We start from the raw sequence: 22,023 nt of genomic DNA, 5'->3' as shown, positions 1-22,023 counted from the left end.
TTAAAACTCTCCCATCGCAATCAAGAGGAACACCGCCCCCGTAGGGAAGAGGCGATCGGAATCACCACTTAATTGCTTTTGACTGTTTCCTGTGGCGGGGTCGTTGAAAAAACGAGCTTGCCAGCGGTGGGGTCCACACCGACAAAGACAGAAGTCCCGGGAGACACCTTTTTGGAAAGGATGTCCTCCGCCAAGGGGTCCTCCAAAAGCCGTTGAATTGACCGTTGCAACGGACGCGCCCCGTAATGGGGGTCAAAACCTTTTTCCACCAAGAAATTTTTAGCTTCGTCCGTCAACTCGACCGTTAACCCTTGACTGGAAATTTTCTTGGATACCCGAGTCAACATCAGGTCCAAAATCTGCCGGCTTTCCTCCCGCGTGAGCGGATGGAAAACGATAATATCGTCCAACCGGTTTAAAAATTCAGGGTTGAACGCCTTCTTTACTTCCTCCATGACCGTGTCTTTCATGGAGGCGTAGTCCTTGGCCGCGTCTTCTTGAATGAGAAATCCCAAGGATTTCCCCTTCGAAATCAAGCGGGCCCCCACATTGGATGTCATGATAATCACGGTATTTTTAAAACTGACCTTGTGACCCAAATTATCAGAGAGAGACCCATCGTCCATCATTTGGAGAAGAATGTTAAAGGTGTCCGGATGCGCTTTTTCAATTTCGTCTAAAAGAACAACCGAATAGGGCTTCCGCCGAACAGCTTCGGTCAGTTGGCCGCCCTCCTCATACCCCACATATCCCGGGGGGGCCCCGATCAGGCGGGAGACAGAAAATTTTTCCATATATTCCGACATATCAATCCGCACCAGAGAATCCTCATTACCAAAAAGGAACTCCGCCAAGGCGCGCGCCAACTCGGTTTTACCAACACCTGTCGGCCCCAGAAAAATAAAACTCCCCACAGGCTTCTTGGGATCTTTCAGGCCGGTCCTGCTTCGGCGAATGGATTGGGAGATCGCCTTAATGGCTTCCTCTTGCCCGATCACACGCTTGTGAAGTTCCTCATCCATGTGAACCAATTTGGCCTGCTCTGTTTCGGTTAATTTCATGGCTGGTATTCCGGTCCATTTGGACACCACCGCCGCGATGTCCTCCGCGGTGACAAGAGGAATGGTGGCGTCCCTTTTTTCACGCCACGCTTTCCTCTCCTCCTCCAACAATCGGCGCATCTCTTTTTCCTTGTCACGAAGTTTCGCCGCTTTTTCATACTCCTGGGCGGAAATCGACGATTCCTTCTCGTGAGTGATTTTATCAATCTCCCCTTCGCGATCTTTCAATTCCTTGGGACGCTGCGTGGTTTGAAGACGAGCCCGACTCCCCGCCTCATCAATTAAATCAATGGCCTTGTCCGGGAGAAAGCGATCGGTAATGTAGCGCTCGGAAAGCTCCGCCGCGGCTTTGACCGCCTCGTCTTCGAATTTCACCTTATGGTGGGCTTCGTAGCGGTCCCGCAACCCCGTCAGGATCTTCACCGTATCATCAACGGACGGAGGGTCAACGATGATCGGCTGGAACCGGCGTTCTAAAGCGGCATCGTGTTCAATGTATTTCCGATACTCGTCCATGGTGGTTGCGCCGATGCACTGAAGCTCACCGCGCGCCAGAGAAGGTTTCAGCATATTGGACGCGTCGATAGCCCCTTCCGCCGCCCCCGCCCCAATCACCGTGTGCAACTCATCAATAAATAAAATAATTTGATTTTTGGCGCGACGAATTTCGTCCATAATGTTCTTGAGGCGTTGCTCGAATTCCCCGCGGTATTTTGTCCCCGCCACCACCGCGGCCAAATCCAATGTCATCACCCGTTTGCCCTGAAGAAGATCGGGAGCTTCATCGGAGGCCAACCGCTGAGCTAATCCTTCCACAATCGCCGTTTTTCCGACGCCCGGATCACCAATAAGAACGGGATTGTTTTTGGTCCGCCGGAGGAGAATTTGAATCACGCGCTCAATTTCATTCTCCCGACCGATCACGGGGTCAAGCTTTCCGTCTTTGGCCATTAAGGTTAAATCCCGGCCAAATTCGTCCAGTGTGGGCGTTTTCGATTTTGATTTTTGACCAGGGGGATGATGCCCCGCGGGACCTGGCCCGGTGGCCCCCGGGCTCGAACTTGGGCCGGCTTGGCCTTCCCCCAAGAGAGAGATCACTTCCTCACGAACCACATCCAAACGCACTCCAATGTTTTCCAGAACACGCGCCGCGACCCCTTCTTCCTCGCGAATCAAACCCAGAAGGAGGTGTTCGGTCCCCACATAGTTGTGGCCCATATTCTGCGCTTCTTCCACAGCCAATTCCAAAACTTTTTTGGCCCGAGGGGTAAAGGGGATCTCCCCCAAAAGCATCACGTTATCCCCGGTACCAACAATTTTTTCAATTTCCGCCCGAACCCGCCGGAGGTCCACCCCTAAATTAGCCAGAACCTGGGCCGCCACCCCCTCTCCGAGAGCGATCAAACCCAGAAGAAGATGTTCGGTGCCCACATAATCATGGTTTAACCGTTTGGCTTCTTCCTGTGCGATGAGAATAACCCGTTGGGCACGTTCAGTAAATCGGTTGGACATCGATCCTCCGGAACACGTGGCTTTTTTGAATTCTAATCCCTTTTAGCCATCCTGTAAAGGGCTCATTTATTGGAACGTCCCCTCCCCAAAAAAGTTCCTTCAGATCGCGACGCCGTCCCGCTGGGTCAGCTCGTGAAAAGCTTTCATGAGCCGTTGGGTTTTAGGACCGGGTTTTCCCTGTCCTATGGGGCGTGCATCAATCCGAACAACCGGAATCACCTCGGCGGCGGTCCCGGTCAGGAACACTTCTTCCGCCGTGTAAAGATTAAAGGGAGTGAACAGTTTTTCTTCGGGAACCAATTCCACCGAAGAGGCCAATTCAATAACCGCTCCCCGGGTAATCCCCTCCAATGCCCCAGCCGCGGACGGCGGAGTCACAAGCCGGTTTCCCAAAACATAAAAGATGTTGTCGCCAGTGCATTCCGCCACATAGCCTTCCAGGGAGAGCATAATGGCTTCCCGAGCCCCCGAGACGCCCGCCTCGATTTTCGCAAGGATATTGTTTAAATAATTAAGCGACTTGATATTGGGGTTTAGGGCTTGACTGGAGTTCCGCCTCGTCGAAACTGTATTGACCTCGAGACCTTGGGTGTAACATTCTTCAGGGTAAAGGGCAATTTTATCGGCAATGATAAAAACGGTTGCACGCGGACACTTTTTTGGGTCAAGACCGAGATCGCCAACCCCGCGCGTGACCACGAGGCGAATATAGGCATCCCGCAACCCATTGGCGCGCAGGGTCTGGAGCACCGCCTCCTGCATCTTCTCCACCGACATCCCGATATCGAGGACAATGGCCTGAGCCGATCGATACAGACGGTCTAAATGTTCCTTGAGACGGAACACTCGGCCATTGTAGGCACGGATGCCTTCGAACACCCCATCGCCGTAGAGAAGCCCATGGTCGAAAACAGAAACCACCGCCTTTTCCTTGGGAACGAGAGAACCGTTAAGATAAATTTGAAGGGCCGTGCCTCCGGGTAAGGGTGAAACAAAGGTTGCCTTACTGTCGATACTCACAGAACCTCCCTGAAGTCGATTAGTCAATTCGTTCCAACCGGCCGTCCACCAGGGTCAGCCGCCGATCCATTTGTGAGGCCAAATGTTCATCGTGAGTCACAAGCACCAACGTGGTCCCATGGGCGCGTGTCTCCTCACGCAACAGAGATTCCACTTCCCGCCCAATTCCTCGATCCAGATTTCCCGTGGGTTCGTCCGCCAAGAGAAGTCGCGGTCCGTGAACAAGAGCCCGCGCCAGCGCGGCCCGTTGCTGCTCCCCCCCGGAAGCTTCCCCTGGGCGGTGGTGAAACCGGTGCCCCAACCCCAACCGGGTTAAAAGCGCCTGAGCCCGCGTGGACGCCTCACGGGATTTCATCCGACGGATGAGCAAAGGAATCATAACATTTTCCAGAAGTGAGAGATCCGGCAACAGGTGGTGGGATTGAAAGAGAAAACCGATCGTTTCGCTTCGAAGACGGGTGCCTTCCTCATCCGTCAGAGACCCCACTTCCCGACCCCCAATCTCCAATCGGCCCCCGGAAGGTGAAGTGAGGAGCCCCATCAGATGCAACAGGGTGGATTTTCCCGCCCCCGATGGCCCCACAATACCGACACGTTCGCCCGAAACGATATCCACCGAGACACCACGAAGGACATCGACCGAACCAAAGGTTTTTCGAAGTTCTTGGGCCGAAACGAGAACGGGAGGAGAGGCTGAATCCATTAGATTCTCCGAATGGCGTCCAAGGCGTCGAGCCGAGAGGCCGCCCGGGCGGGATAGAGGGTGGCCAACAAAACGATGAGAACCGCCGCCACGGCCACCAGCGCCACATCTCCCGGAACAATGGTCACGGGGAGACGCTCAACATAATAGACGTCAGCCGGCAACTTAACGAATTCGTAGCGCTTCAAAAGCAAGGAAATCCCGAGCCCCAAGAGCATCCCACCCCCTGTGCCCAACAACCCCATAAGAAATCCCTTTAAAAGAAAAATTCTTTGGATCGCCCCTCGAGTCGCGCCCATGGCACGCAGGATTCCGATTTCACGAACCCGTTGGGCCGTCACCAACAGCAAATTGGAGAGAATGGTAAATGCCGCCACCAGCGTGATCAACGCGAGGATGAGGAACATCACAATTTTTTCAAGCTTGAGCGCGGCAAAAAGAGGGCGGTTCATCCCGAGCCACGATCGAACCATCGCCTGGGAAGAAAAGCGCTGTTGAATTTTTATCGCCGGACCGGCGAAGGCGTCGGCGTTTTTTAATCGCACACCGATCCCCGAATAACGATTTTTTAAATTGAAAATTTTCTGTGCGGTTGAAAGCCCCACAACCGCCAAGGAGGAATCATAGTCATAGAGTCCGGTCTGAAGGATTCCGGCCACCGTAAAGGAAAAGAAAAACGGCAGGGAACTCATCCCCGAAGCATCTCCGGAAGGGACCGCCAGCAATAGCCGATCGCCCACCCCCACCCGAAGTTCCCGAGCGAGCTCTTTCCCCAAGAAAAGCGGGGGGGCCTTGCCCATGGCCAGCGCCGGATCGGAAAGAATCTCCCATTCTCCCTCAATCATTTTGTTTCCCAAACCCGTGACCCGCTGTTCTTGAGCGGGATCGACTCCCTTGACCACCACTCCTTGGGTTCCTCCCTCGCTTTTCGCAAGGGCTTGCCCCATCACAAAGGGCGCCCAGTCCTCCGCCTCCGATATCCCCGCAAATCGGTCTGAATAATCCTGTTCCGGCAAGCCCGTTCCGGAACTGGACTGAATCAAGAGGTGGGGTTGGGCCCCTAAAATTTTCGCCCGGATATCTTCCCTAAAACCGGTCATCACCGCCAACGTGGCAATCAGCGCCGCCACCCCCACCGCCACACCCGCCACCGCGATTACCGACGTGAGAGACCCCCCCATATTCCGACGAGAGCCTTTCAAATAACGCAGGGCCAAAAAAAGTTCAAAGAATTTCATGGGAAAAGGAATCCAGGGGGAGGGACAAGAGCGGTTTGATTATTCCGGACGCAAGAGTGGAAACAAAATCACTTCCCGAATGGAATCGGTCCCCGTCAAAATCATGGTCAATCGATCCACCCCGATCCCGAGCCCTCCGGCCGGTGGCATGCCGTGCTCCAAGGCAACCAAAAATTCCTCGTCCGCGGGCATGGCCTCATCGTCGCCCGCCTGGCGTTGTCGAGCCTGCGCCTCAAAATGTTTTCGTTGGACGTCAGGATCGTTTTGTTCCGAGTAGGCGTTCGCCACCTCTTCCCCACAAATAAACAGTTCGAAACGATCGGCGATGTCCGGCGTTTCCGGACGCGCCTTCGCCAGAGGAGAAAAAGCCGCGGGATACCCATAGAGAAACGCGGCCGGAGGTAATCCCGGGATGATTTTTTCGTCCAGAAGGAGGTCAAAACACTTGGCGTCGGGCATCCCCTCGACCTCAAACCCCATATTCTGTGCGGCCGCTCGCCAACCGTTGTCCCGACACAGGGCCTCGTAATCAAGACCCAATTTTTCCTGAAAGACCTGCGGAAGAGAAACCCTTGCAAAAGGAAGGGAAAGATCGACCGTCTTTTTTCGATAGGAAAAAAGCCGTCCCGAAGTTGACTCTGCCGATGGAACGGAGCCCTCAGGGGTGCTGGCCCGGACCGTCCCCTCCGAGGATTCTAAGGATGGGGCACGACCCAGGGGACCCACAGCCCGCGCCGCGTCCTGAATGAGGGTTTCGGTCAGATCCATCATTCCATGCACATCGGTGTAGGCTTGGTACGCTTCCAAAATAGTGAACTCGGGATTGTGCCGCGTGTCGATTCCTTCGTTCCGGAACGCACGGCCGATTTCGAACACACGATCCAACCCCCCCACTAACAGTCTTTTCAAGAAAAGTTCGGGGGCAATTCGCAGGGAAAGGGACATATCCAGCGCGTTGTGGTGCGTGGTAAAGGGCTTGGCCGCCGCCCCCCCTGCGACAGTTTGAAGCATGGGGGTTTCCACTTCAATAAAATGGTGCTTCAAGAGGGTGTGACGCAGAGATGAAACAATTCGTTGCCGAGCTAAAAAGCGAGCGCGCACGTCTTCATTCGAAAATAAATCCACTTCCCGCCGACGGTAGCGTATGTCCACATCCGTCATCCCATGAAATTTTTCCGGTGGGGGCCGCAACGCCTTGGACAGCAGAATCCAACTCTTGGCGTGGACCGTCACTTCTCCGGTCCGTGTTCGAAAGGGGAATCCGGTGACCCCCACGATATCCCCAAGATCCACGCCATTTTGAAACGCTGAGAAAACGTCGCCCAGTTCGTCTTTCTTTAAATAGATTTGAATTTTCCCAGAAAGGTCCTGCACATGGGCAAAAATTGTTTTCCCCATGTCTCGGCGGGTCATCACCCGCCCGGCCACGGTAACGGACTCTTCCGCGTGGCCCCCGTGGAGAAGGGCCGCGTGACGAACGTGAACATCGGAAGCACAGTCCCTCACGTCAAACCGCGCGGGGAACGGGTTCGTCCCCGCCACACGAAAAGCGTCCAGCTTGGACCGTCGCTGGGAGACCAAATCATCAAAGGAGGAGGGATTCACACCGTCCGTCATGGGAGGGGACCCCGCTTATCCCTTTTGGAGAGCGGCCTGAACGCGGGCGCGGAGTTCTTTAATATCAAACGGCTTGGAAACGAAATCCACCACGGTGCGAAACACCTCAAAGGTGTCCCGCATATTTTCCCGGCCAGTCAGAATCATGACAGGGATATCTCGGGTCGCCTCTTCGGACTGGAGATGGCTCATTAAAGTATAACCGTCCATCCCGGGCATCGTCACGTCCAAGAGGATGAGATCCGGGGTTTGGTGCTTTAATTCCTGGAGAGCCGTCTCGCCACTGAAAGCCGGAAAGATCTGGTGCTGCTCTTTTTCCAAGACAAGACGAAGGAGTTCCACCGTCTCTTTTTCATCATCCACTATCAAAATTTTAGACATGGCCGTTAGATGATATCACCCGCACACCCCTCTGTCAAAAAGAATCAAGGATTTTTTTGGCTTTTCGCCAGTCGTTCCAACAATTGATTGATCAAGTCCGCAAGACTTTGCAGTTCATCTCCTTGACGGAGGTGAATGGGCGGAATAGGCCCCTCCGAATGAATAGCGTCCCGCAACGTTTTTTCAAAACGAAACAAGGGCCCCGCGATCTTGTGGGACACAAAGATAGAGAGGATGGGAATAACCACCATGAAAATCAAACCACTGGCCAGCATCCAAAGCTGTAACGATTTCAATGGTTCCAGGAGGACGGGGTTCATAAACTCCGGCTCCACCATCCGGATAACCAAGAAGACGTGAGCCTCGAGGAGGGCAACAATGGTGGCTAAAACACCGCCAATTAAAAGAGCGTATTTAAATTGAAGTCGGCGATTTACCAAATAGTTTCGCCTCATGGCTTTGTAGTTCGGTGCTGGTGTGGACATGGTTCCCTCCGAAAAAGACAACAGATTAACCGATCCCCCAAGGGCTCCTAACCAGTGTAGTAGGGAAACGGTTAACTTTCAAGGGCTGTTCGTCGCGGGAGGGCGCCCGACAATTTCCACTCCAAATAGGCGTGAATAAAAGGATTTAAATCTCCGTCCATGATGGCTTGAATTTGGCTGCTCTCATACCCGCTCCGGGTGTCTTTCACCAACTGGTAAGGCATAAAAACATAAGAGCGAATTTGGTGTCCCCAAGCAATGTCGCCTTTGTCATCGTAATGTTTTTCAGTCACAGCCCGCTGTTTTTCAAGCTGCTGATCGTATAGTTTGGCTTTCAATAATTTTAAGCACATGGCGCGATTTTTGTGTTGACTCCGTTCGACCTGTGAGGAGACAATAATTCCCGTAGGGATGTGGGTAAACCGAACCGCCGACTCCGTTTTGTTCACGTGCTGACCGCCAGCGCCACCGGATTTAAAGGTATCGACTTTCAGGTCCGCTTCTTTAATATCGATCGGAATATCGTCGTCAATCTCGGGGATCACGTCGCAGGCGGCAAACGAGGTATGGCGACGGGCATTGGAATCAAAGGGGGAGATCCGAACCAACCGATGAACCCCGATCTCCGACTTCAGGTTCCCGTAAGCAAACTCACCGGACACAAGAAACTCCGCACGCTTGTACCCCGCCCCGTCACCGGGCATCAGGTTCGTGACCTCCACCGTGCAACCATTTCGTTCGGCCCAACGGGTGTACATTCGATACAGCATTTCGGTCCAATCACAGGATTCCGTGCCACCCGCTCCAGCGTGTAGAGAGACGATCGCGTTCTTCGCGTCCATGGGCCCCGAGAGTTTCGCTCGAAAGGTCATATCCCCAATGGCCATTTGGAGAGCGGTCACCCCTTCACTTAATTCTTTCCATTCGGAATCGCCCCCCATCTCACGACAGAGCTCTTCCAAGGCAACCAAGTCCCCAAGGGATTTTTCCAGTTTATCAAAACGGAGGAGCGTGTTCTTGAGAGCGGTTGATTCACGGAGAGTTTTTTGAGCCCCGGTGGGATCGTTCCAGAGTTCCGGTTTCAAGGCTTCTGTTTCGAGGATTTTTAAACGATCGCGTTTAGCACCGACGTCAAAGAAACCTCCCCAACTGCCCCAAAGAACTCTGCATTTGGGCCAGCTTATCGGCAAATTCGGCGGGGAGGATTTCCGTCATGGGTCCATCATAACTGGACCGAGGAGCCCTGTCAACTCGCTCCCGTCCCTATCAACCGATAGAGTCGATGGGCGGGGGAAGGTTTTTAGAGTTTTCAGCCATGACCCGGGAAAAACAGTCCGGACAAATCCCGTGGGTGAACGTAGCGTCCGTATGTTCGGCCAGGTAACTTTCCACTTGGCGCCAGTAATCTTTACTATCCCGGATCTTTTTGCAATAGGCACAGATGGGCAACAAGCCGCGGAGATTTTTAATTTGAGTCATGGCTTCGGTTAAATCCCGAATCCGATCGGCCAATGTTTGTTGTATGTTCAACACCCGACGCCCCACTTCAATTCGAGCCCACAACTCCCCCGCGTGAAAAGGTTTCGTCACATAATCATCCGCCCCAGAGAGAAGGCCCATCATCAAATCATCCTTACTGTTCCGGGACGTCAGGAGGATCATGTAACACATCTGAAGGCCCGGTTTCTCCCGAAACAAACGACAAACCTCAAGTCCTTCCATATCCGGCATCATCCAGTCCAACAGGGCCATCTGCGGGGGGTCCGGTCGCTGGAGGATTTCCCAAGCTTCACGCCCGTTAACCGCTGGGATGACTTCCAGGTTCCACCGTTCCAAGGCCCGCGTCAATGTTTCAAGAGTGGTCGGGTCATCTTCCGCAATAAGGATTTTCATTCTAAAACTCCTTCAGGATGTCAGGGCTGGGGAGGAAACTCCCCCGAAGAAAGATAGTTTTTGAGACGCCTAAACTCCGTTAATGCCAAGGCGACCCCGGATGGGGCCTGGGTTAAATCACCCGTTTTTCCCATTTCTTCCAAGGACATAAACACCTGGGCCAAAGGCATGGCTCCCGCGTTAAGACTGGACCCCTTTAATTGGTGAGATTTAAGGCGAAAACCGGGAGCGTCCTGGGCGACCAAAAGACTGTCCAGAAGAGGAAACCCCTCGGTAACCGTTTTTATAAAACGGTCCAAAACAAGGGTTTTCAATTCTCCCGCTTCCACACCGAGAGAATCCTGAAGTTCAAGTAACCGTTCGGGATCAAGGGGAAGTGGATCGTTTGGTGTATTCATGGAGTGGGTCATTGGCCTCTCTTCGCCCCGGGGGCAAAAGTTGAATTCCCATCGTTGATCATAACGAGGTCATTGCCTGCCCTCTCATTATCGACCAACCCCGACAAACCTAAACCCCTCCTTCGTACAACAAAAAAACCCTGCCAAGATTCGCAGGGTTTTTTTGTTGAAACGACTGAAAGGATATGTCGTTTAGAGGTTAAACAGCATCTCCTGATAGGTAGGAACGGGCCAAAGATCATTGGGAAGAACGATCTCCAACGCGTCAATATCTTGGCGAAGCTCAACCTGCGCCGTAAAAACATTGTCACGAAACAGTTTCGCCTTTTTCTCTGGGTTTTCCTCCCCATTCGCCAGGCTCACCGCGCGCTCCAAAACGGCTAACTTTTTTACCGCCGATGAAAGCCGCTGATTCACCTGAGCGAGCAGAGCCTCGGGAACAGAAGCATCCGCCCCAACAGATTTGAGAGCCGTCACCGTTTCTGCCAATTCGCGCGCAAACAAAAGGATGGACGGGAGATATTGATTTTTTGTCATGGCCACCGCGCATCGGGCTTCAATATGAATATGCTTGGCGTACTGCTCCAAGACAATCTCATAACGAGAATGAAGTTCACGCCCCGAGAGAACCTTGTACTTTTCGAAAAGAGCCACAGCGTTTTCGTTGGCTAAAGCACCATAGGCCTCGACAGAGGACGAAATGTTCGGCAGACCGCGGTTCGCCGCTTCTTTCACCCAATCCTCGGTGTAATTGTTTCCATTAAAAATGATCCGCCCATGTTCCTTCATCACTTCCTGAACGATTGCGGTCACTTCCTTTTCAAGGTTTTTGGCCTTTTCCAGTCGGCTGGCGATCCCATCCAAGGCCTCCGCCACGATGGTGTTTAATACCGTGTTGGCGTCGGCAATGGACATGGAAGACGGCACCATGCGAAACTCGAACTTATTTCCGGTAAACGCGAAAGGTGACGTACGGTTCCTGTCGGAATTGTCCAGAGGCAGTTTCGGCAAGGTGTCCACACCGATCGTCATGAACTGTTGTCCCTTCGACTCCGTTTTTTTACCCTGAGCAATGTTGCTCAGCACCGTGGTCAATTGCTCGCCCATGAAGACGGAAATAATGGCGGGCGGTGCTTCGTTGGCTCCCAGGCGAAGGTCGTTGCCCGGGTTGGACGCGCTGGCCCGAAGTTTATCGGCATGACGATCGACCGCCGTGAGTGTCGCGGCGAGGAAAACCAAGAATTGTTCGTTGTCATGGGGTGTGTGGCCCGGCTCAAGAAGGTTCAACCCGTCATCCGTGGCCATGGACCAGTTGTTGTGTTTCCCAGACCCGTTCACCCCCGCAAAAGGTTTTTCGTAGAGGAGGCACACCAACCCGTTCCGGAGCGCCACCTTTTGCATGGTTTCCATCACCAGCTGGTTTTGGTCCGCGGCAATGCTGGAGATTGAAAAGATCGGAGCCATTTCGTATTGAGCGGGGGCCACCTCGTTGTGCTTCGTTTTGGAAGAAATGCCCATTTTCCAAAGCTCGACGTCGAGCTCTCGCATAAATTTCGCGATACGATCTTTGATGGCGCCAAAATATTGGTCTTCCAGTTCCTGCCCTTTCGGTGGAGGAGCGCCAAAGAGCGTCCGACCCGCAAGGATCAGGTCCGTTCGTTGATCGAAGTAATCCTTGTCAATTAAAAAGTATTCCTGTTCCGGCCCAACGGTGGAGATGACCCTCTTGCTTTTTTTATTTCCGATGGCATTGAGCACGCGAACCGCCTGGCGGGACAAAGCCTCCATGGAACGAAGGAGAGGGGTCTTTTTATCCAACGCTTCGCCGGTATAACTCACGAAGGCGGTAGGAATGGTCAACGTCGCGTTACCGGCGGCGTCTTCCTTCAAGAAGGCTGGGGACGTGGTGTCCCACGCCGTATAACCCCGGGCCTCAAAAGTGGCCCGAATCCCACCCGACGGGAAACTGGAAGCGTCCGGTTCTCCTTTTATAAGAGCTTTGCCGGAAAAAATGGCCATAGCGGAGCCATCCCCTTTGGGCTCCAAAAAACTGTCGTGCTTTTCCGCTGTTTTTCCTGTGAGGGGCTGGAACCAATGGGTGTAATGAGTGGCGCCTTTTTCCATGGCCCACACCTTCATCGCTTCGGCCACAACGTTGGCCACATCCAGGGTCAACTCAGCCTCTCCAAGCATCACTTTACGGAGCGCCGCGTGGATGTTTTTGGGAAGACGCTTTTTCATTTCTCTCTCAGAAAAAACGTTGGAACCAAAAATTTCCGACAAAGTGGGTTCGGCTGAAAGGGAGCGGCCGTTTGAAGAATGGATCGCAGCACTCGCACTGGCTCGTTTCGTTGGCATATCATTAACCTCGCTTGAAAAGAAGTATCCCCCCAGGGGATCCCTGGTGGAGTGTGTCATCCCCGTTGAATTGATTCTTGTGTTCCATGGACGTCGTTGTCCATGATTATTCGAACAGCCTGATCATTATACCACACTGCCCAAAGCCGAAATCAAGGACTCTTTTTTTTCTTGACACTTCCCACTGGATTCTGTTAGAGTGCAACCCATCGCACGAGGCTGTGCGGTCAAGAGCATCATGTTGGACGATGGCGTCCTCCCGAGCACAAGCTTGGGAGGATTTTTTTTGTAGAAGGCGAACGGGGTGGGATCTAAGAAGTAACCGCCCAGCGAAATCATAATAAAAAGGAGAGTCAAAAATGCGCGTAAAATCAACAGGAGTAACCCTCATGGCCGTTTACATACTGGCCTCCCTGGGTGCGGGCGTCCGAGCGGAAGGGCCCAACGTCACCGGGATGGTGGATGTCGGGTACAACTACAACCTGAATGGCCAATCGACAAACGAAATGCGGTCTTTCGATGACCAGTCCAATACCATCACCTTACACAACGCCAAAATCGGGGTGGATGGAATGGTGAAGGAGAATGTGGGCTACAAGATAGAACTCATGTATGGCCACGATGCCTCGGTAACAAATGCCGGAGGTTTTTATACGCCCGATTCCAGTTCAACGGAGACCAACCTTGAGGCCGACATCGCCCAAGCCTACCTCACTTTCCCTTGCCCGATCACGGGGGCCAAATTTACTCTAGGAAAGTTTGTGACTCCTTTCGGGGTTGAAGTGATTGAGGCGAAAGACAACTTCAACATCAGCCGAGGTCTCCTCTTCGGCTTCGCTATTCCCACCGCCCACACCGGGCTCAAGGCCGACAAGAGCCTGATGAATGGAGAGGTCACTACCACCGTTGGGATTGTGAACGGTTGGGACAACATGAACGACAACAACAAAGGGAAGACCGCCATCGCTCAGGTGGGAACCACGCTCCTGCCCAAAACATCCATCACACTGGGCGGCGCCTACGGCTCGGAACAAAACCCCAACGGAGACAACGAACGAAGCGTTGCCGGGAATGGACGAAGTTTGGTGGATGCCATTGTCAAGGTGACCCCCATCGACAGCCTCACAATCATTGGGAACTACGACATCGGCGAAGAAAAAACCAACCATCCAGACGAGATCACGGCTTCCTCTGAGAGAAAAACAGGGAACTGGCAAGGGGTGGGCGTTCACGCCAACTTCAAAATCAACGACATGTTCTCCATTGCCGGCCGATGGGAAACACTGGATGACGACGGAACTCGGCTCGAAGGGATGGAACAGGTTCTCCGCTCGGAAACCGTCACACTCCAGGCCAAAAAGGATGACGTCATCTACCGATTGGAGTACCGCGCGGACCATTCAACCTATAACAACGGGGGAACGATGGCGTTCTCTGATGATCTGGGGAACATGAACAGGAAGAGTCAAGCCACCATCGGCGCCCAGGTGATCCTCTCGTTCTAACGGGTTCCAAGGCGTAATCGATTCACACCCTGCCCAAAGGGACACCGCCTCAGATCCTCTTCATCGAGGCGGTGTCCCTTTGGCGGGTTTTTCCCCGGGCCTCCTTTTGGTTGGGACTACCCCCCCCCGGGGATTTTTTTATAAGGACAGTCCGATGACATTGGAAAAATTCATTCAGGAAGGGAACTTACGGGTAAACTTAAAACCCGTGGTCTCTATTCGGAAAAAGGCTTCTGTGGGGTGGGTGGCACGAACGGAAGGCCATTCAGGGCCCAGAGGACCGGCGTCTCGCTCCCTGGCAGGGAAAGAGGGGTTGGCCATTGAATTTGATCGCTGGTACCGCAAAGAGGCCTTGGCCGCTTATAAAACGGCGGGAGCCACAGGTCTTCTTTTCTTAGGGTTTGAGACCGCTGTCCTTGATTTGGGCGTTGGGGGATCGGGTCACCTGGCCAGACAGGTGGACGAGTTGAGGCTCAACCCTTCCGACATCGTCATATCCATCCGGGAATCCCGCGTTGAAGACCTGGCCGCTCTCAAAGAATTTGTGACCCGCCATCGGTCCCAAGGCTTTTTAATTGCTCTCAAAGATTTAGGAATTGGGCATTCAAATTTCGAGCGGGTCACTCTGCTGAAACCGGACATCCTGATAATGGGGAACCCTTTGGTCGAGGATCAGGAAAAGGATTTTCTCGCTCAGGAAATTATAAAAGCACTGGCGGCCCTTTCAAAAAAGATCGGCGCCCTGCTGATCGCGGAAGGGGTGGCCACGGAAGGCCAAGCGCTGGCGGCTTTAGACAACGGGGTGGATATGCTGGAGGGGTCTTTTTTTAATCCCGAGACCTGCACCCAGACAATCAACATATTGGCCTTGCGGTACAAATCTTTTGCTGTTGAAAAATCGAAATCCGACAAAAATCGTGTCCGGGAAACTGAAAAACTCCTTTCCGTAGTTGTCCGGGCTCTTACGGGGATCCCTTTTGCCAAGATTGAAACAAAACTTGCCGATCTCATTAAAGAAAATCGTTCGATTGAGTGCCTGTTCGTCCTCAGCGAATCAGGGACACAAGAGTCTGAAACCCACACGCGACCCGAGGTCCCTTTTAAGCGCAACGCGCTCTTTCATCCCGCTCGCCCTGGGGCGGATCACTCCATGAAAGAATACGCCTACCTTCTGGCCGAGTCCTTCGTGAACCGATACCGAACAGAACCCTATGTTTCCCAAGCCTCCGGGAATCTCTGCGTGACGCTCTCTTCCCTCTTCCGGGACGACACCAACAAAAACCATATCCTCTGCCTCGACATCCCCTGGGGGTGATGGCGAATCCTTTTTTTATTTCCCACCCCATTTTTCCGAAATCCGATCAAACTCCTCAATCGTGACAGTTTCCGCTCGACGTTGGGGATTCACACTCAGTTCGGTCAAGACAGAATCCACTTCGGTTCTGGTTTTGTTGAGACCGTGGCAAAGACTATTGGAGAGGGTTTTTCGACGTTGACCAAAAGCGGCATGGGCCACCTTAAAAAACGCATCGATGTTTTTAACCCGAGGGCTGGGAAGGCGATTCAACTCCAGAACCGTCGAAGTTATTTTCGGCGCGGGGCGAAACGCTCCTGGGGGAACTTCAAACAGGCGCCGAACCGTTGCTCGGGATTGGACCGATAACCCCAAGAGTCCCCAGGACTTCCCTCCCGGAACAGCCCGCATACGATCCGCCACTTCCTTTTGAACCATAAAAACCGCACGGTCCCAGCCCCGCCAAGCCAGAACTTTTTGGACAATCGCCGCGGCGGCAGAATAGGGGAGGTTTCCCACAACTTTAACGGGTCGATCTCGCACGGGAGGAAGGGGCCAATCCATAAAATCAGCGCTCACGATGGTCAGGCGAGGATCATGCCCCCATTGTTGGGCAAGGACGGAAACCAACTCCTGATCCAACTCAACGGCCGTCAAAGATCCACAGAGAGACAGCACAGGGGACGTCAACGCCCCCCGGCCCGGACCGATTTCAATAACGTGATCTTCCCTTCCACACAGCAAAGATTCCGCAATACGGCGAGCAACAGCCGAACTTGTCAAAAAGTTTTGTCCCCAAGGCGCGCGCATAAAACGATTAAAACATAAAAATGAATAAAAATACGTTTAGTCTTTTTAAGATTTTTTAGGTAATAATCATAATCTATGGGCGAATTTGTCGGGTTTAAGTTACAATCCTGTTACCATGAAAAACGAATCCAATATTAAAAAAGAACTCGGTGCGCGCATTCGCGCTTTACGGAAACGCCACGGTCTCACGCAGGAAGAAATGGCGGAGAAATGTGACCTTCACTGGACCTACATCGGAGGCCTTGAACGCGGGGAACGAAACCCCACGTTGACCACGATGCAACGGGTTGCGGCGGGGCTGAGCGTTGGGCTCAACCAACTGATTGACGCCCGCTCCTTCCCGCGTCCCCAGTCGGATGAAGAAAGCAAAGAAGCCCGACTTCTCCGCCTGATTCGGAAGAAAGGAGGGGACAGCGTTGAGCTTGCCACGAAAGTCATTCGTGAAGTGGTTCGCTGGCGTGATCGGTATTCAACTCGAAAAAGTTAAGATTCGGACATCCTCTTTTATGAACCGCCTTTTCTCTAACGGGAAGAGGCGGTTTTCTTTCTCAATAGCTCCCGCCGAAGGAAGTCCAACGCCCAAAGGGCCGACTGCTGTTGAACAAAAGTTCGGTCACCTATAAAATTCTTTTCCCACACCCGTGTTCCCCCCGAACCTGCCAACCCGATATAAACCCGCCCCACTGGTTTCGTGGGCGTTCCCCCCAGCGGACCGGCAATGCCTGTCACCGACAAAACATATTCGCTCCGGGCTTTGGCACGCAATCCTTCGGCCATTTCCCTCGCGACCTGCGCGGAAACAGCACCGTGCGTCCCCAACGTTTCATTTTTGACACCACAAAAAAGCCTTTTGGCCACGTTAGAGTAACTGACAACCCCTCCCCAGAATACGTCAGAAGATCCGGGGAGAGAAGTCATTAACTGAGCGAGCCTCCCCCCTGTACACGATTCAGCAATGGCCAGTGTTAAGCCCTTTTTTCGGAGAAGATCCCCCACCACGGATTCGAGCGTCTCCATTCCCTTCCCAAAGAGGACGGGGCCAAACACGCGGCCCATCCAACAATCCCACTGAGTTAAAACAGTCTCCACCCCACGCTCGGTCGGCCCCTGCAGAGTCAATTTCAGATCCACAACACCCCCCTGTGCCAGAATGCCCCAGGTGACCCCTTGATGAAAGGAAACTCTTTTTCGAATTCGTTGGTCGATCACACTTTCCGGCAAACCAAACAAACGCCACAAACGGGTTTTTCGATGTCCCTTCGAAAAACGGGCGCGAAGAAAGGGGACCAAATCACGCTCAACCATGGGCTTCAATTCTTTTCCGGGACCAGGAAGCAAAACCAGAATTTTATCTCCGAGATCCAGCACTTGCCCAGGAGCCGTCCCCCGAAGATTCTCCAGAATCCGCGCCCCCCGGAGAACAAAAGCCTGCCGGCGGTTGGCGGGGGGCATCGACAACCCGCGCCTTCGAAACCGCTCCCGAATAACGGCGCTGAGTTCTGGATGAAAAATTAGTTTCCGCCCACAAACGGGGGCCCAAACATCCCGAGTTAGGTCGTCAAAGGTAGGGCCGAGGCCGCCGGTCACAACCACGAGAGAGGCACGATTCCAGACCTCCCGGAAAACACGTTTCATTTCTATCGGATCATCGCTCACGGTTGTCTCTCGCGCTAAGGGAAACCCCAGATCCTCCAACAGGGAAGAAAAATAGGCCCCATGGGTGTTCAATTTCCCCATCAAGAGCTCTGTTCCCACACACACCAGCTCCACTCTCGGTGTTTTCATTTATGTCATCCCCAAATAAGCGGCTCTTACCGCCCGATCTGTGATCAAATCCTTCGCCGATCCTTCCCGCACCACATGCCCGGTTTCCATCACATACCCCCGGTGCGCCACGCGAAGGGCCTCCTGGGCGTTTTGTTCGACCAAAAGAATGGGCGTTCCCTCCCGATGGATCTCTTGAATGATGGAAAATATTTTTTGGACGACCAGGGGAGCCAACCCCATGGAAGGCTCGTCCATCATCAACAATCGAGGATAGGCCATGAGGGCCCGGGCCATCGCCAGCATCTGTTGTTCCCCCCCGGACAACGTGCCCCCCTCTTGACCCATCCGATGCCCCAAAACGGGAAAAAGAGCACAGACCCGCTCCACGTCCCGTTCCCGATTTTTCCAATTTCCCCGAGAAAACGCCCCCACCTCTAAATTCTCTCGTACACTGAGTTGCGGAAATATTCGCCGTCCCTCTGGCACATGAACAAGTCCCAACCCCGCCGTGCGATGGGCCGGAAACGAATCCACACGTGAGCCATCAAAATAGATTTCCCCGGCGTCCGGTTTGAGAAGTCCTGAAATCGTTTTCAAAAGGGTGGTTTTCCCCGCCCCGTTGGCCCCAATCAAACAAACAATCTCCCCCGGCCCCACCTCTAAGGAAACGCCATGGAGAGCCTTTATTTTCCGACCGTAGGATGAGTGAATCCCTCGAACGCTAAGCACCCGGAACTCCCAAATAGGCTTCGATCACCTGGGGATTGGTTTGGATTTGCTTGGGGGTCCCATCGGCAATCTTACGACCATAGTCCAACACCACCACGCGATCCGAAACACCCATGACCACGCGCATGGCGTGTTCAATAAGTAAGAGAGCGACCCCTTCCTGTCGAATCCGTTGGAGCGTCTCCATCAACATCTGACTTTCCCCCGTGTTCATCCCCGCGTTCGGTTCATCGAGGAGCAACAGCCGTGGTTCCGTGGCCAAGGCCCGTGCGATTTCCAAACGCCGTTGATCCCCATAAGAAAGGTGACGAGCGGGGGTGTGGGCCTTGGTCTCCAAACCCACCGCTTGCAACCGTTCAAGTGACGACTGACGAATTTCTTTTTCCTCGCGATAAAAGGCCCGGGTACGAAAAAGAGCCGCGCCCAATTCCGATCGCGTTCGGCAGTGGCGGCCCACCATCACATTTTCCAAAGCGGTCATGGACGCGAAGAGACGGATGTTCTGAAACGTGCGGGCCAGGCCCCGTTGCGTGATCCGGTGAACCGAAAGATCGTCAATCCTCTCCCCCGAAAACTCGATCGTCCCTTCGTCCAATCGATAAAACCCGGTGAGCACATTAAAAAGGGTCGTTTTTCCAGCACCGTTGGGACCAATCACGCTCACGATTTCCCCCGCGTGGAGAACCAGATCAACGGAATCCAGGGCCGTCAGACCACCGAACCGTTTGGTCACACCCTTCATGGAGAGAAGTTTCATCCTATTCTCTTTTCCGTGATCGGGGGATGATCCCTTCGGGACGGAAAATCGCGGCGGCCACAAGCAAAGCGCCAAAAAGAAGGTAGCGCGCGTTCGCCATTGACTCGCCGCCCCAGCGAAAGAAAAGGTCCGACCGAAGGAATTCAGGCAAACCCACGATGATCACCACCCCCAACAACACACCGGGAAGTGATCCAGCCCCGCCTAAAACAACCATGGCCACCAACAGAGCGGACTCCCAAAAAGTAAAGGATTCCGGCGTTACAAAATTTTCCCAACGGGCGAAGAGGCCCCCCGCCACCCCCGCAAACGCCGCTGAGAGAGTGAACGCCACATTCTTTAACCGAGGGACGTTTATTCCCATGGCTTGGGCCGCTGACTCATCCTCCCGAATCGCAATCCACGCGCGCCCTATCCGGGATCGATCCAACCGTCGACAGAGAACCCAACCGAGAAGTACAAACCCATAGATCAAATAGAAATAATGGGTGTTCGAATACAGAGGAACGCCAAAGAAAGAAGGGACAATCGTGTTTTCCGATAGGAGAGAAAGGCCTTTGGGGCCATGGGTCAAAGAGTCCCAGTTGTTTAAAGTGATACGGGTGATTTCCCCAAACCCCAAAGTCACGATGGCCAAATAATCCCCGCGCAACCGCAATACCGGAGCTCCCAACAGGGCGCGCACCCCCATGGCCACCACCGCGCTCACGGGAAGACAAAACCAAAAACTCCATCCCCGCAGGGATAGGAGAGCCGTGGTGTAAGCGCCCAAGGCGTAGAACGCCATGAATCCTAAATCCAAGAGTCCCACATAACCCAACACCAGATTGAGACCCAAGGCCAAAATCCCGTAAAGTCCCATCATCCCCAGAATCCGAATGAGGAACCCCCAACGGCCTCCCTCCAAAACCCACGGGAGAGACAAGAAAGCGAACCCGGCCAGAAACAGAAGGAGGACTTGCCTATACTTTTTCGGCAACGGATTTCCCCAAAAGACCGGACGGGCGAAAAAGGAGGATTCCGATTAAAACCACGAAGGCAAAAACATCCTTCCATTCGGGTTCCGGCAAAAACCCTGCCCCCAAAGATTCCAGGAGGCCCAACAAGAACCCGCCCAACATGGCCCCCGGGACACTCCCAATCCCCCCCAAAACCGCCGCGGTAAACGCTTTGATCCCGGGCGTAAAACCCATATTGTATTTGACGGAGCCATAAGAGAGCCCGCTCAAGATTCCCGCCGCCCCCCCCAACGCTCCTCCAATAAAGAAAGTTAGCGCTATAACCCGGTTCACGGGGATACCCATTAAAACCGCCGTTTCCGGATCTTGGGAAACGGCCCGCATGGCTTTCCCCATTTTCGTCTTTTTAATGAAGAGGGTAAGGAGAATCATTAACACCACGGAAACGGAAACAATAAACCCCTGCAAAAAGCTCACACGAAGTCCTCCAAAGTAAAACCGGCCCGTTGAAAAAACAGCGGGAAAAGCCAGCTGGCTGTCACGCCACAAAAAAACGAGGTTTTGGAGAAAGAGGGAAGCCCCAATAGCGGACAGAAGCGGCGTGAGACGGGATGAAGTCCGCAAGGGCGCGTACGCGACCCGATCCAACAGAACCCCCAACAACCCGGTCCCCACCATCGCCAACAGGAATACAAAGATCAGGATGCCCGCACCGCCGCCCCCGGGCCACAGAGACAAGAGACCCCACCCCCCCATGGCCCCAACCATGAAGAGTTCGGAATGGGCAAAGTTTATCATTCGGAGTACCCCATAAACCATGGTGTATCCAATGGCAATGAGCGCGTAAATTCCACCCAATGTTACGCCGTTCACTATTTGTTCTAAGACGACCCCCACCCCTCCCGTCATGGACGCCCCACACGAGGCTCCAAGGTCTGGGGAAGGCCCGATACGGGAGAAGGAGTGGCCGCCGGACATGGGGAAACGACATTCGCCGATCTTAAGGGGAAGAGAAAAGGAGTGGGGTCCACCTTCTTTTTGGAAGGTGTTAATATTTCAAAATGGAGGTGGGGACCTGAGGCTCGACCGCTCTCACCAACGAAACCCAAGGTTTCTCCCCGTTGAATCGATTGACCCGATCGAACAGAAATTTTCCGGAGATGGGCGTAGCGGGTCAACCATCGGTCTTTATGTCGAAGGAGAACCATGCGTCCGTAGCCCCCCCGATGGGAAATGATTTCAACCACCCCGTCCCGGGAAGCCCGAACAGGATCCCCCCCTCTCGCCGATTCCACCAAATCGATGCCTCCATGAAATTTGCGACCCCGGGAACCGAAGGAAGAAATCACCCGTGGACGATTCAATGGGAGAGAAAAGACCTGACCCGAAGTGTCATCCCCCCTGGAAAGAGAGAGAGAAGGAACGGATTTCTTTTTTTGAACCGCGGAGGGACGAAGAGGCTCCTGATTCGGGGCAAAGGAGGGGCGGGGCCCCCGTGCCATGGGGCCAAGACAGCCAACCAACATAAACCCAAGA

General features: G+C 53.6%; 21 protein-coding genes. 3 read left to right on the top strand and 18 right to left on the bottom strand.

Annotated elements, in window-relative coordinates; all coding sequences use genetic code 11:
• Positions 1 to 68: 68 nt before the first annotated feature.
• The 11 genes from JNK54_07335 to JNK54_07285 all read right to left on the bottom strand — a co-directional run bounded on the left by JNK54_07335 (position 69) and on the right by JNK54_07285 (position 12,666).
• A complete protein-coding gene (locus tag JNK54_07335) occupies positions 69 to 2,573 on the bottom strand; it encodes an ATP-dependent Clp protease ATP-binding subunit (GenBank protein ID MBL8024076.1) in 2,505 nt (834 codons plus the stop codon).
• A 99-nt stretch (positions 2,574 to 2,672) separates the two neighbouring features.
• Positions 2,673 to 3,587: a branched-chain-amino-acid transaminase gene (gene ilvE / locus JNK54_07330; protein ID MBL8024075.1), complete on the bottom strand. Its 915-nt coding sequence runs from the start codon at positions 3,585 to 3,587 to the stop codon at positions 2,673 to 2,675.
• A 25-nt stretch (positions 3,588 to 3,612) separates the two neighbouring features.
• Positions 3,613 to 4,296 carry an ABC transporter ATP-binding protein gene (locus JNK54_07325; protein MBL8024074.1) on the bottom strand — a complete coding sequence of 228 codons (684 nt, stop codon included), beginning with the start codon at positions 4,294 to 4,296 and terminating at the stop codon, positions 3,613 to 3,615.
• Positions 4,296 to 5,534: an ABC transporter permease gene (locus tag JNK54_07320; protein MBL8024073.1), complete on the bottom strand. Its 1,239-nt coding sequence runs from the start codon at positions 5,532 to 5,534 to the stop codon at positions 4,296 to 4,298. Before JNK54_07320 ends, JNK54_07325 begins: the two co-directional genes overlap by 1 nt.
• Before the next feature lie 39 nt (positions 5,535 to 5,573).
• A complete protein-coding gene (lysS, locus tag JNK54_07315) occupies positions 5,574 to 7,151 on the bottom strand; it encodes a lysine--tRNA ligase (GenBank protein ID MBL8024072.1) in 1,578 nt (525 codons plus the stop codon).
• A 15-nt stretch (positions 7,152 to 7,166) separates the two neighbouring features.
• The gene (locus JNK54_07310) at positions 7,167 to 7,532 is read right to left on the bottom strand and encodes a response regulator (protein ID MBL8024071.1); all 366 of its coding nucleotides are present in this window, start codon (positions 7,530 to 7,532) and stop codon (positions 7,167 to 7,169) included.
• 44 nt (positions 7,533 to 7,576) lie between these two features.
• Positions 7,577 to 8,017 (bottom strand): hypothetical protein, encoded by a 441-nt coding sequence (locus tag JNK54_07305; protein MBL8024070.1) that lies wholly within the window; start codon positions 8,015 to 8,017, stop codon positions 7,577 to 7,579.
• Positions 8,018 to 8,088: 71 nt separating this feature from the next.
• A protein-coding gene (gene prfB / locus JNK54_07300; protein ID MBL8024069.1) for a peptide chain release factor 2 occupies positions 8,089 to 9,187 on the bottom strand; the annotation gives its coding sequence in 2 pieces (ribosomal slippage) (positions 8,089 to 9,150 and positions 9,152 to 9,187; 1,098 coding nt in all).
• Positions 9,188 to 9,283: 96 nt separating this feature from the next.
• Positions 9,284 to 9,910 carry a response regulator gene (locus JNK54_07295; protein ID MBL8024068.1) on the bottom strand — a complete coding sequence of 209 codons (627 nt, stop codon included), beginning with the start codon at positions 9,908 to 9,910 and terminating at the stop codon, positions 9,284 to 9,286.
• 20 nt (positions 9,911 to 9,930) lie between these two features.
• Positions 9,931 to 10,308: an Hpt domain-containing protein gene (locus JNK54_07290; GenBank protein ID MBL8024067.1), complete on the bottom strand. Its 378-nt coding sequence runs from the start codon at positions 10,306 to 10,308 to the stop codon at positions 9,931 to 9,933.
• A 192-nt stretch (positions 10,309 to 10,500) separates the two neighbouring features.
• Positions 10,501 to 12,666 (bottom strand): glutamine synthetase III, encoded by a 2,166-nt coding sequence (locus JNK54_07285; protein ID MBL8024066.1) that lies wholly within the window; start codon positions 12,664 to 12,666, stop codon positions 10,501 to 10,503.
• A gap of 389 nt (positions 12,667 to 13,055) precedes the next feature.
• Here JNK54_07285 and JNK54_07280 point away from each other — a divergent pair, with 389 nt between their 5' ends.
• Both JNK54_07280 and JNK54_07275 read left to right on the top strand, forming a co-directional pair.
• A complete protein-coding gene (locus JNK54_07280; protein ID MBL8024065.1) occupies positions 13,056 to 14,171 on the top strand; it encodes an outer membrane beta-barrel protein in 1,116 nt (371 codons plus the stop codon).
• A 154-nt stretch (positions 14,172 to 14,325) separates the two neighbouring features.
• On the top strand, positions 14,326 to 15,486 hold the full coding sequence (locus tag JNK54_07275; protein MBL8024064.1) for an EAL domain-containing protein: 1,161 nt from the start codon (positions 14,326 to 14,328) through the stop codon (positions 15,484 to 15,486).
• Positions 15,487 to 15,501: 15 nt separating this feature from the next.
• Here the strand turns inward: JNK54_07275 and rsmA are convergent, their stop codons facing one another.
• Positions 15,502 to 16,275 carry a ribosomal RNA small subunit methyltransferase A gene (gene rsmA / locus JNK54_07270; GenBank protein MBL8024063.1) on the bottom strand — a complete coding sequence of 258 codons (774 nt, stop codon included), beginning with the start codon at positions 16,273 to 16,275 and terminating at the stop codon, positions 15,502 to 15,504.
• A gap of 115 nt (positions 16,276 to 16,390) precedes the next feature.
• Between rsmA and JNK54_07265 the strand changes: the two genes are divergently transcribed.
• Positions 16,391 to 16,762, top strand: coding sequence for a helix-turn-helix transcriptional regulator (locus JNK54_07265; GenBank protein MBL8024062.1), 372 nt, complete (start codon positions 16,391 to 16,393; stop codon positions 16,760 to 16,762).
• A 35-nt stretch (positions 16,763 to 16,797) separates the two neighbouring features.
• On the opposite strand, the gene JNK54_07260 is transcribed toward JNK54_07265, so the two are convergent.
• Genes JNK54_07260 through JNK54_07235 form a run of 6 tightly spaced genes read right to left on the bottom strand, consistent with a single transcriptional unit; the run spans position 16,798 to position 21,989 of the window.
• Positions 16,798 to 18,060: a competence/damage-inducible protein A gene (locus JNK54_07260; protein MBL8024061.1), complete on the bottom strand. Its 1,263-nt coding sequence runs from the start codon at positions 18,058 to 18,060 to the stop codon at positions 16,798 to 16,800.
• Complete coding sequence (locus tag JNK54_07255; GenBank protein MBL8024060.1) at positions 18,061 to 18,771, bottom strand: ABC transporter ATP-binding protein; 711 nt, start codon at positions 18,769 to 18,771, stop codon at positions 18,061 to 18,063.
• The gene (locus JNK54_07250; GenBank protein MBL8024059.1) at positions 18,764 to 19,528 is read right to left on the bottom strand and encodes an ABC transporter ATP-binding protein; all 765 of its coding nucleotides are present in this window, start codon (positions 19,526 to 19,528) and stop codon (positions 18,764 to 18,766) included. Before JNK54_07250 ends, JNK54_07255 begins: the two co-directional genes overlap by 8 nt.
• 1 nt (position 19,529) lies before the next feature.
• Complete coding sequence (locus JNK54_07245) at positions 19,530 to 20,507, bottom strand: branched-chain amino acid ABC transporter permease (GenBank protein MBL8024058.1); 978 nt, start codon at positions 20,505 to 20,507, stop codon at positions 19,530 to 19,532.
• Positions 20,491 to 21,396 (bottom strand): branched-chain amino acid ABC transporter permease, encoded by a 906-nt coding sequence (locus tag JNK54_07240; protein ID MBL8024057.1) that lies wholly within the window; start codon positions 21,394 to 21,396, stop codon positions 20,491 to 20,493. Before JNK54_07240 ends, JNK54_07245 begins: the two co-directional genes overlap by 17 nt.
• Positions 21,393 to 21,989: a M23 family metallopeptidase gene (locus tag JNK54_07235; GenBank protein MBL8024056.1), complete on the bottom strand. Its 597-nt coding sequence runs from the start codon at positions 21,987 to 21,989 to the stop codon at positions 21,393 to 21,395. The genes JNK54_07240 and JNK54_07235 overlap by 4 nt, the downstream gene beginning before the upstream one ends.
• Positions 21,990 to 22,023: the final 34 nt, after the last annotated feature.

The organism is Elusimicrobiota bacterium, assembly GCA_016788905.1.
GTDB lineage: Bacteria > Elusimicrobiota > Elusimicrobia > FEN-1173 > FEN-1173 > JADKHR01.
The sequence above is the reverse complement of the archived record's forward strand: the minus strand, read 5'-3'. Positions and strand labels throughout refer to the sequence as shown.

Bases quoted from the DNA above. Each gene is read 5' to 3' on its own strand.
- JNK54_07320 (MBL8024073.1), bottom strand. From the start codon at position 5,534: ATGAAATTCTTTGAACTTTTTTTGGCCCTGCGTTATTTGAAAGGCTCT.
- JNK54_07235 (MBL8024056.1), bottom strand. From the start codon at position 21,989: ATGGCACGGGGGCCCCGCCCCTCCTTTGCCCCGAATCAGGAGCCTCTT.
- lysS (MBL8024072.1), bottom strand. From the start codon at position 7,151: ATGACGGACGGTGTGAATCCCTCCTCCTTTGATGATTTGGTCTCCCAG.
- JNK54_07310 (MBL8024071.1), bottom strand. From the start codon at position 7,532: ATGTCTAAAATTTTGATAGTGGATGATGAAAAAGAGACGGTGGAACTC.
- JNK54_07305 (MBL8024070.1), bottom strand. From the start codon at position 8,017: ATGTCCACACCAGCACCGAACTACAAAGCCATGAGGCGAAACTATTTG.
- JNK54_07325 (MBL8024074.1), bottom strand. From the start codon at position 4,296: ATGGATTCAGCCTCTCCTCCCGTTCTCGTTTCGGCCCAAGAACTTCGA.
- JNK54_07285 (MBL8024066.1), bottom strand. From the start codon at position 12,666: ATGCCAACGAAACGAGCCAGTGCGAGTGCTGCGATCCATTCTTCAAAC.
- JNK54_07335 (MBL8024076.1), bottom strand. From the start codon at position 2,573: ATGTCCAACCGATTTACTGAACGTGCCCAACGGGTTATTCTCATCGCA.
- JNK54_07275 (MBL8024064.1), top strand. From the start codon at position 14,326: ATGACATTGGAAAAATTCATTCAGGAAGGGAACTTACGGGTAAACTTA.
- JNK54_07295 (MBL8024068.1), bottom strand. From the start codon at position 9,910: ATGAAAATCCTTATTGCGGAAGATGACCCGACCACTCTTGAAACATTG.
- rsmA (MBL8024063.1), bottom strand. From the start codon at position 16,275: ATGCGCGCGCCTTGGGGACAAAACTTTTTGACAAGTTCGGCTGTTGCT.
- JNK54_07240 (MBL8024057.1), bottom strand. From the start codon at position 21,396: ATGACGGGAGGGGTGGGGGTCGTCTTAGAACAAATAGTGAACGGCGTA.
- JNK54_07250 (MBL8024059.1), bottom strand. From the start codon at position 19,528: ATGAAACTTCTCTCCATGAAGGGTGTGACCAAACGGTTCGGTGGTCTG.
- JNK54_07260 (MBL8024061.1), bottom strand. From the start codon at position 18,060: ATGAAAACACCGAGAGTGGAGCTGGTGTGTGTGGGAACAGAGCTCTTG.
- JNK54_07265 (MBL8024062.1), top strand. From the start codon at position 16,391: ATGAAAAACGAATCCAATATTAAAAAAGAACTCGGTGCGCGCATTCGC.
- JNK54_07280 (MBL8024065.1), top strand. From the start codon at position 13,056: ATGGCCGTTTACATACTGGCCTCCCTGGGTGCGGGCGTCCGAGCGGAA.
- JNK54_07290 (MBL8024067.1), bottom strand. From the start codon at position 10,308: ATGAATACACCAAACGATCCACTTCCCCTTGATCCCGAACGGTTACTT.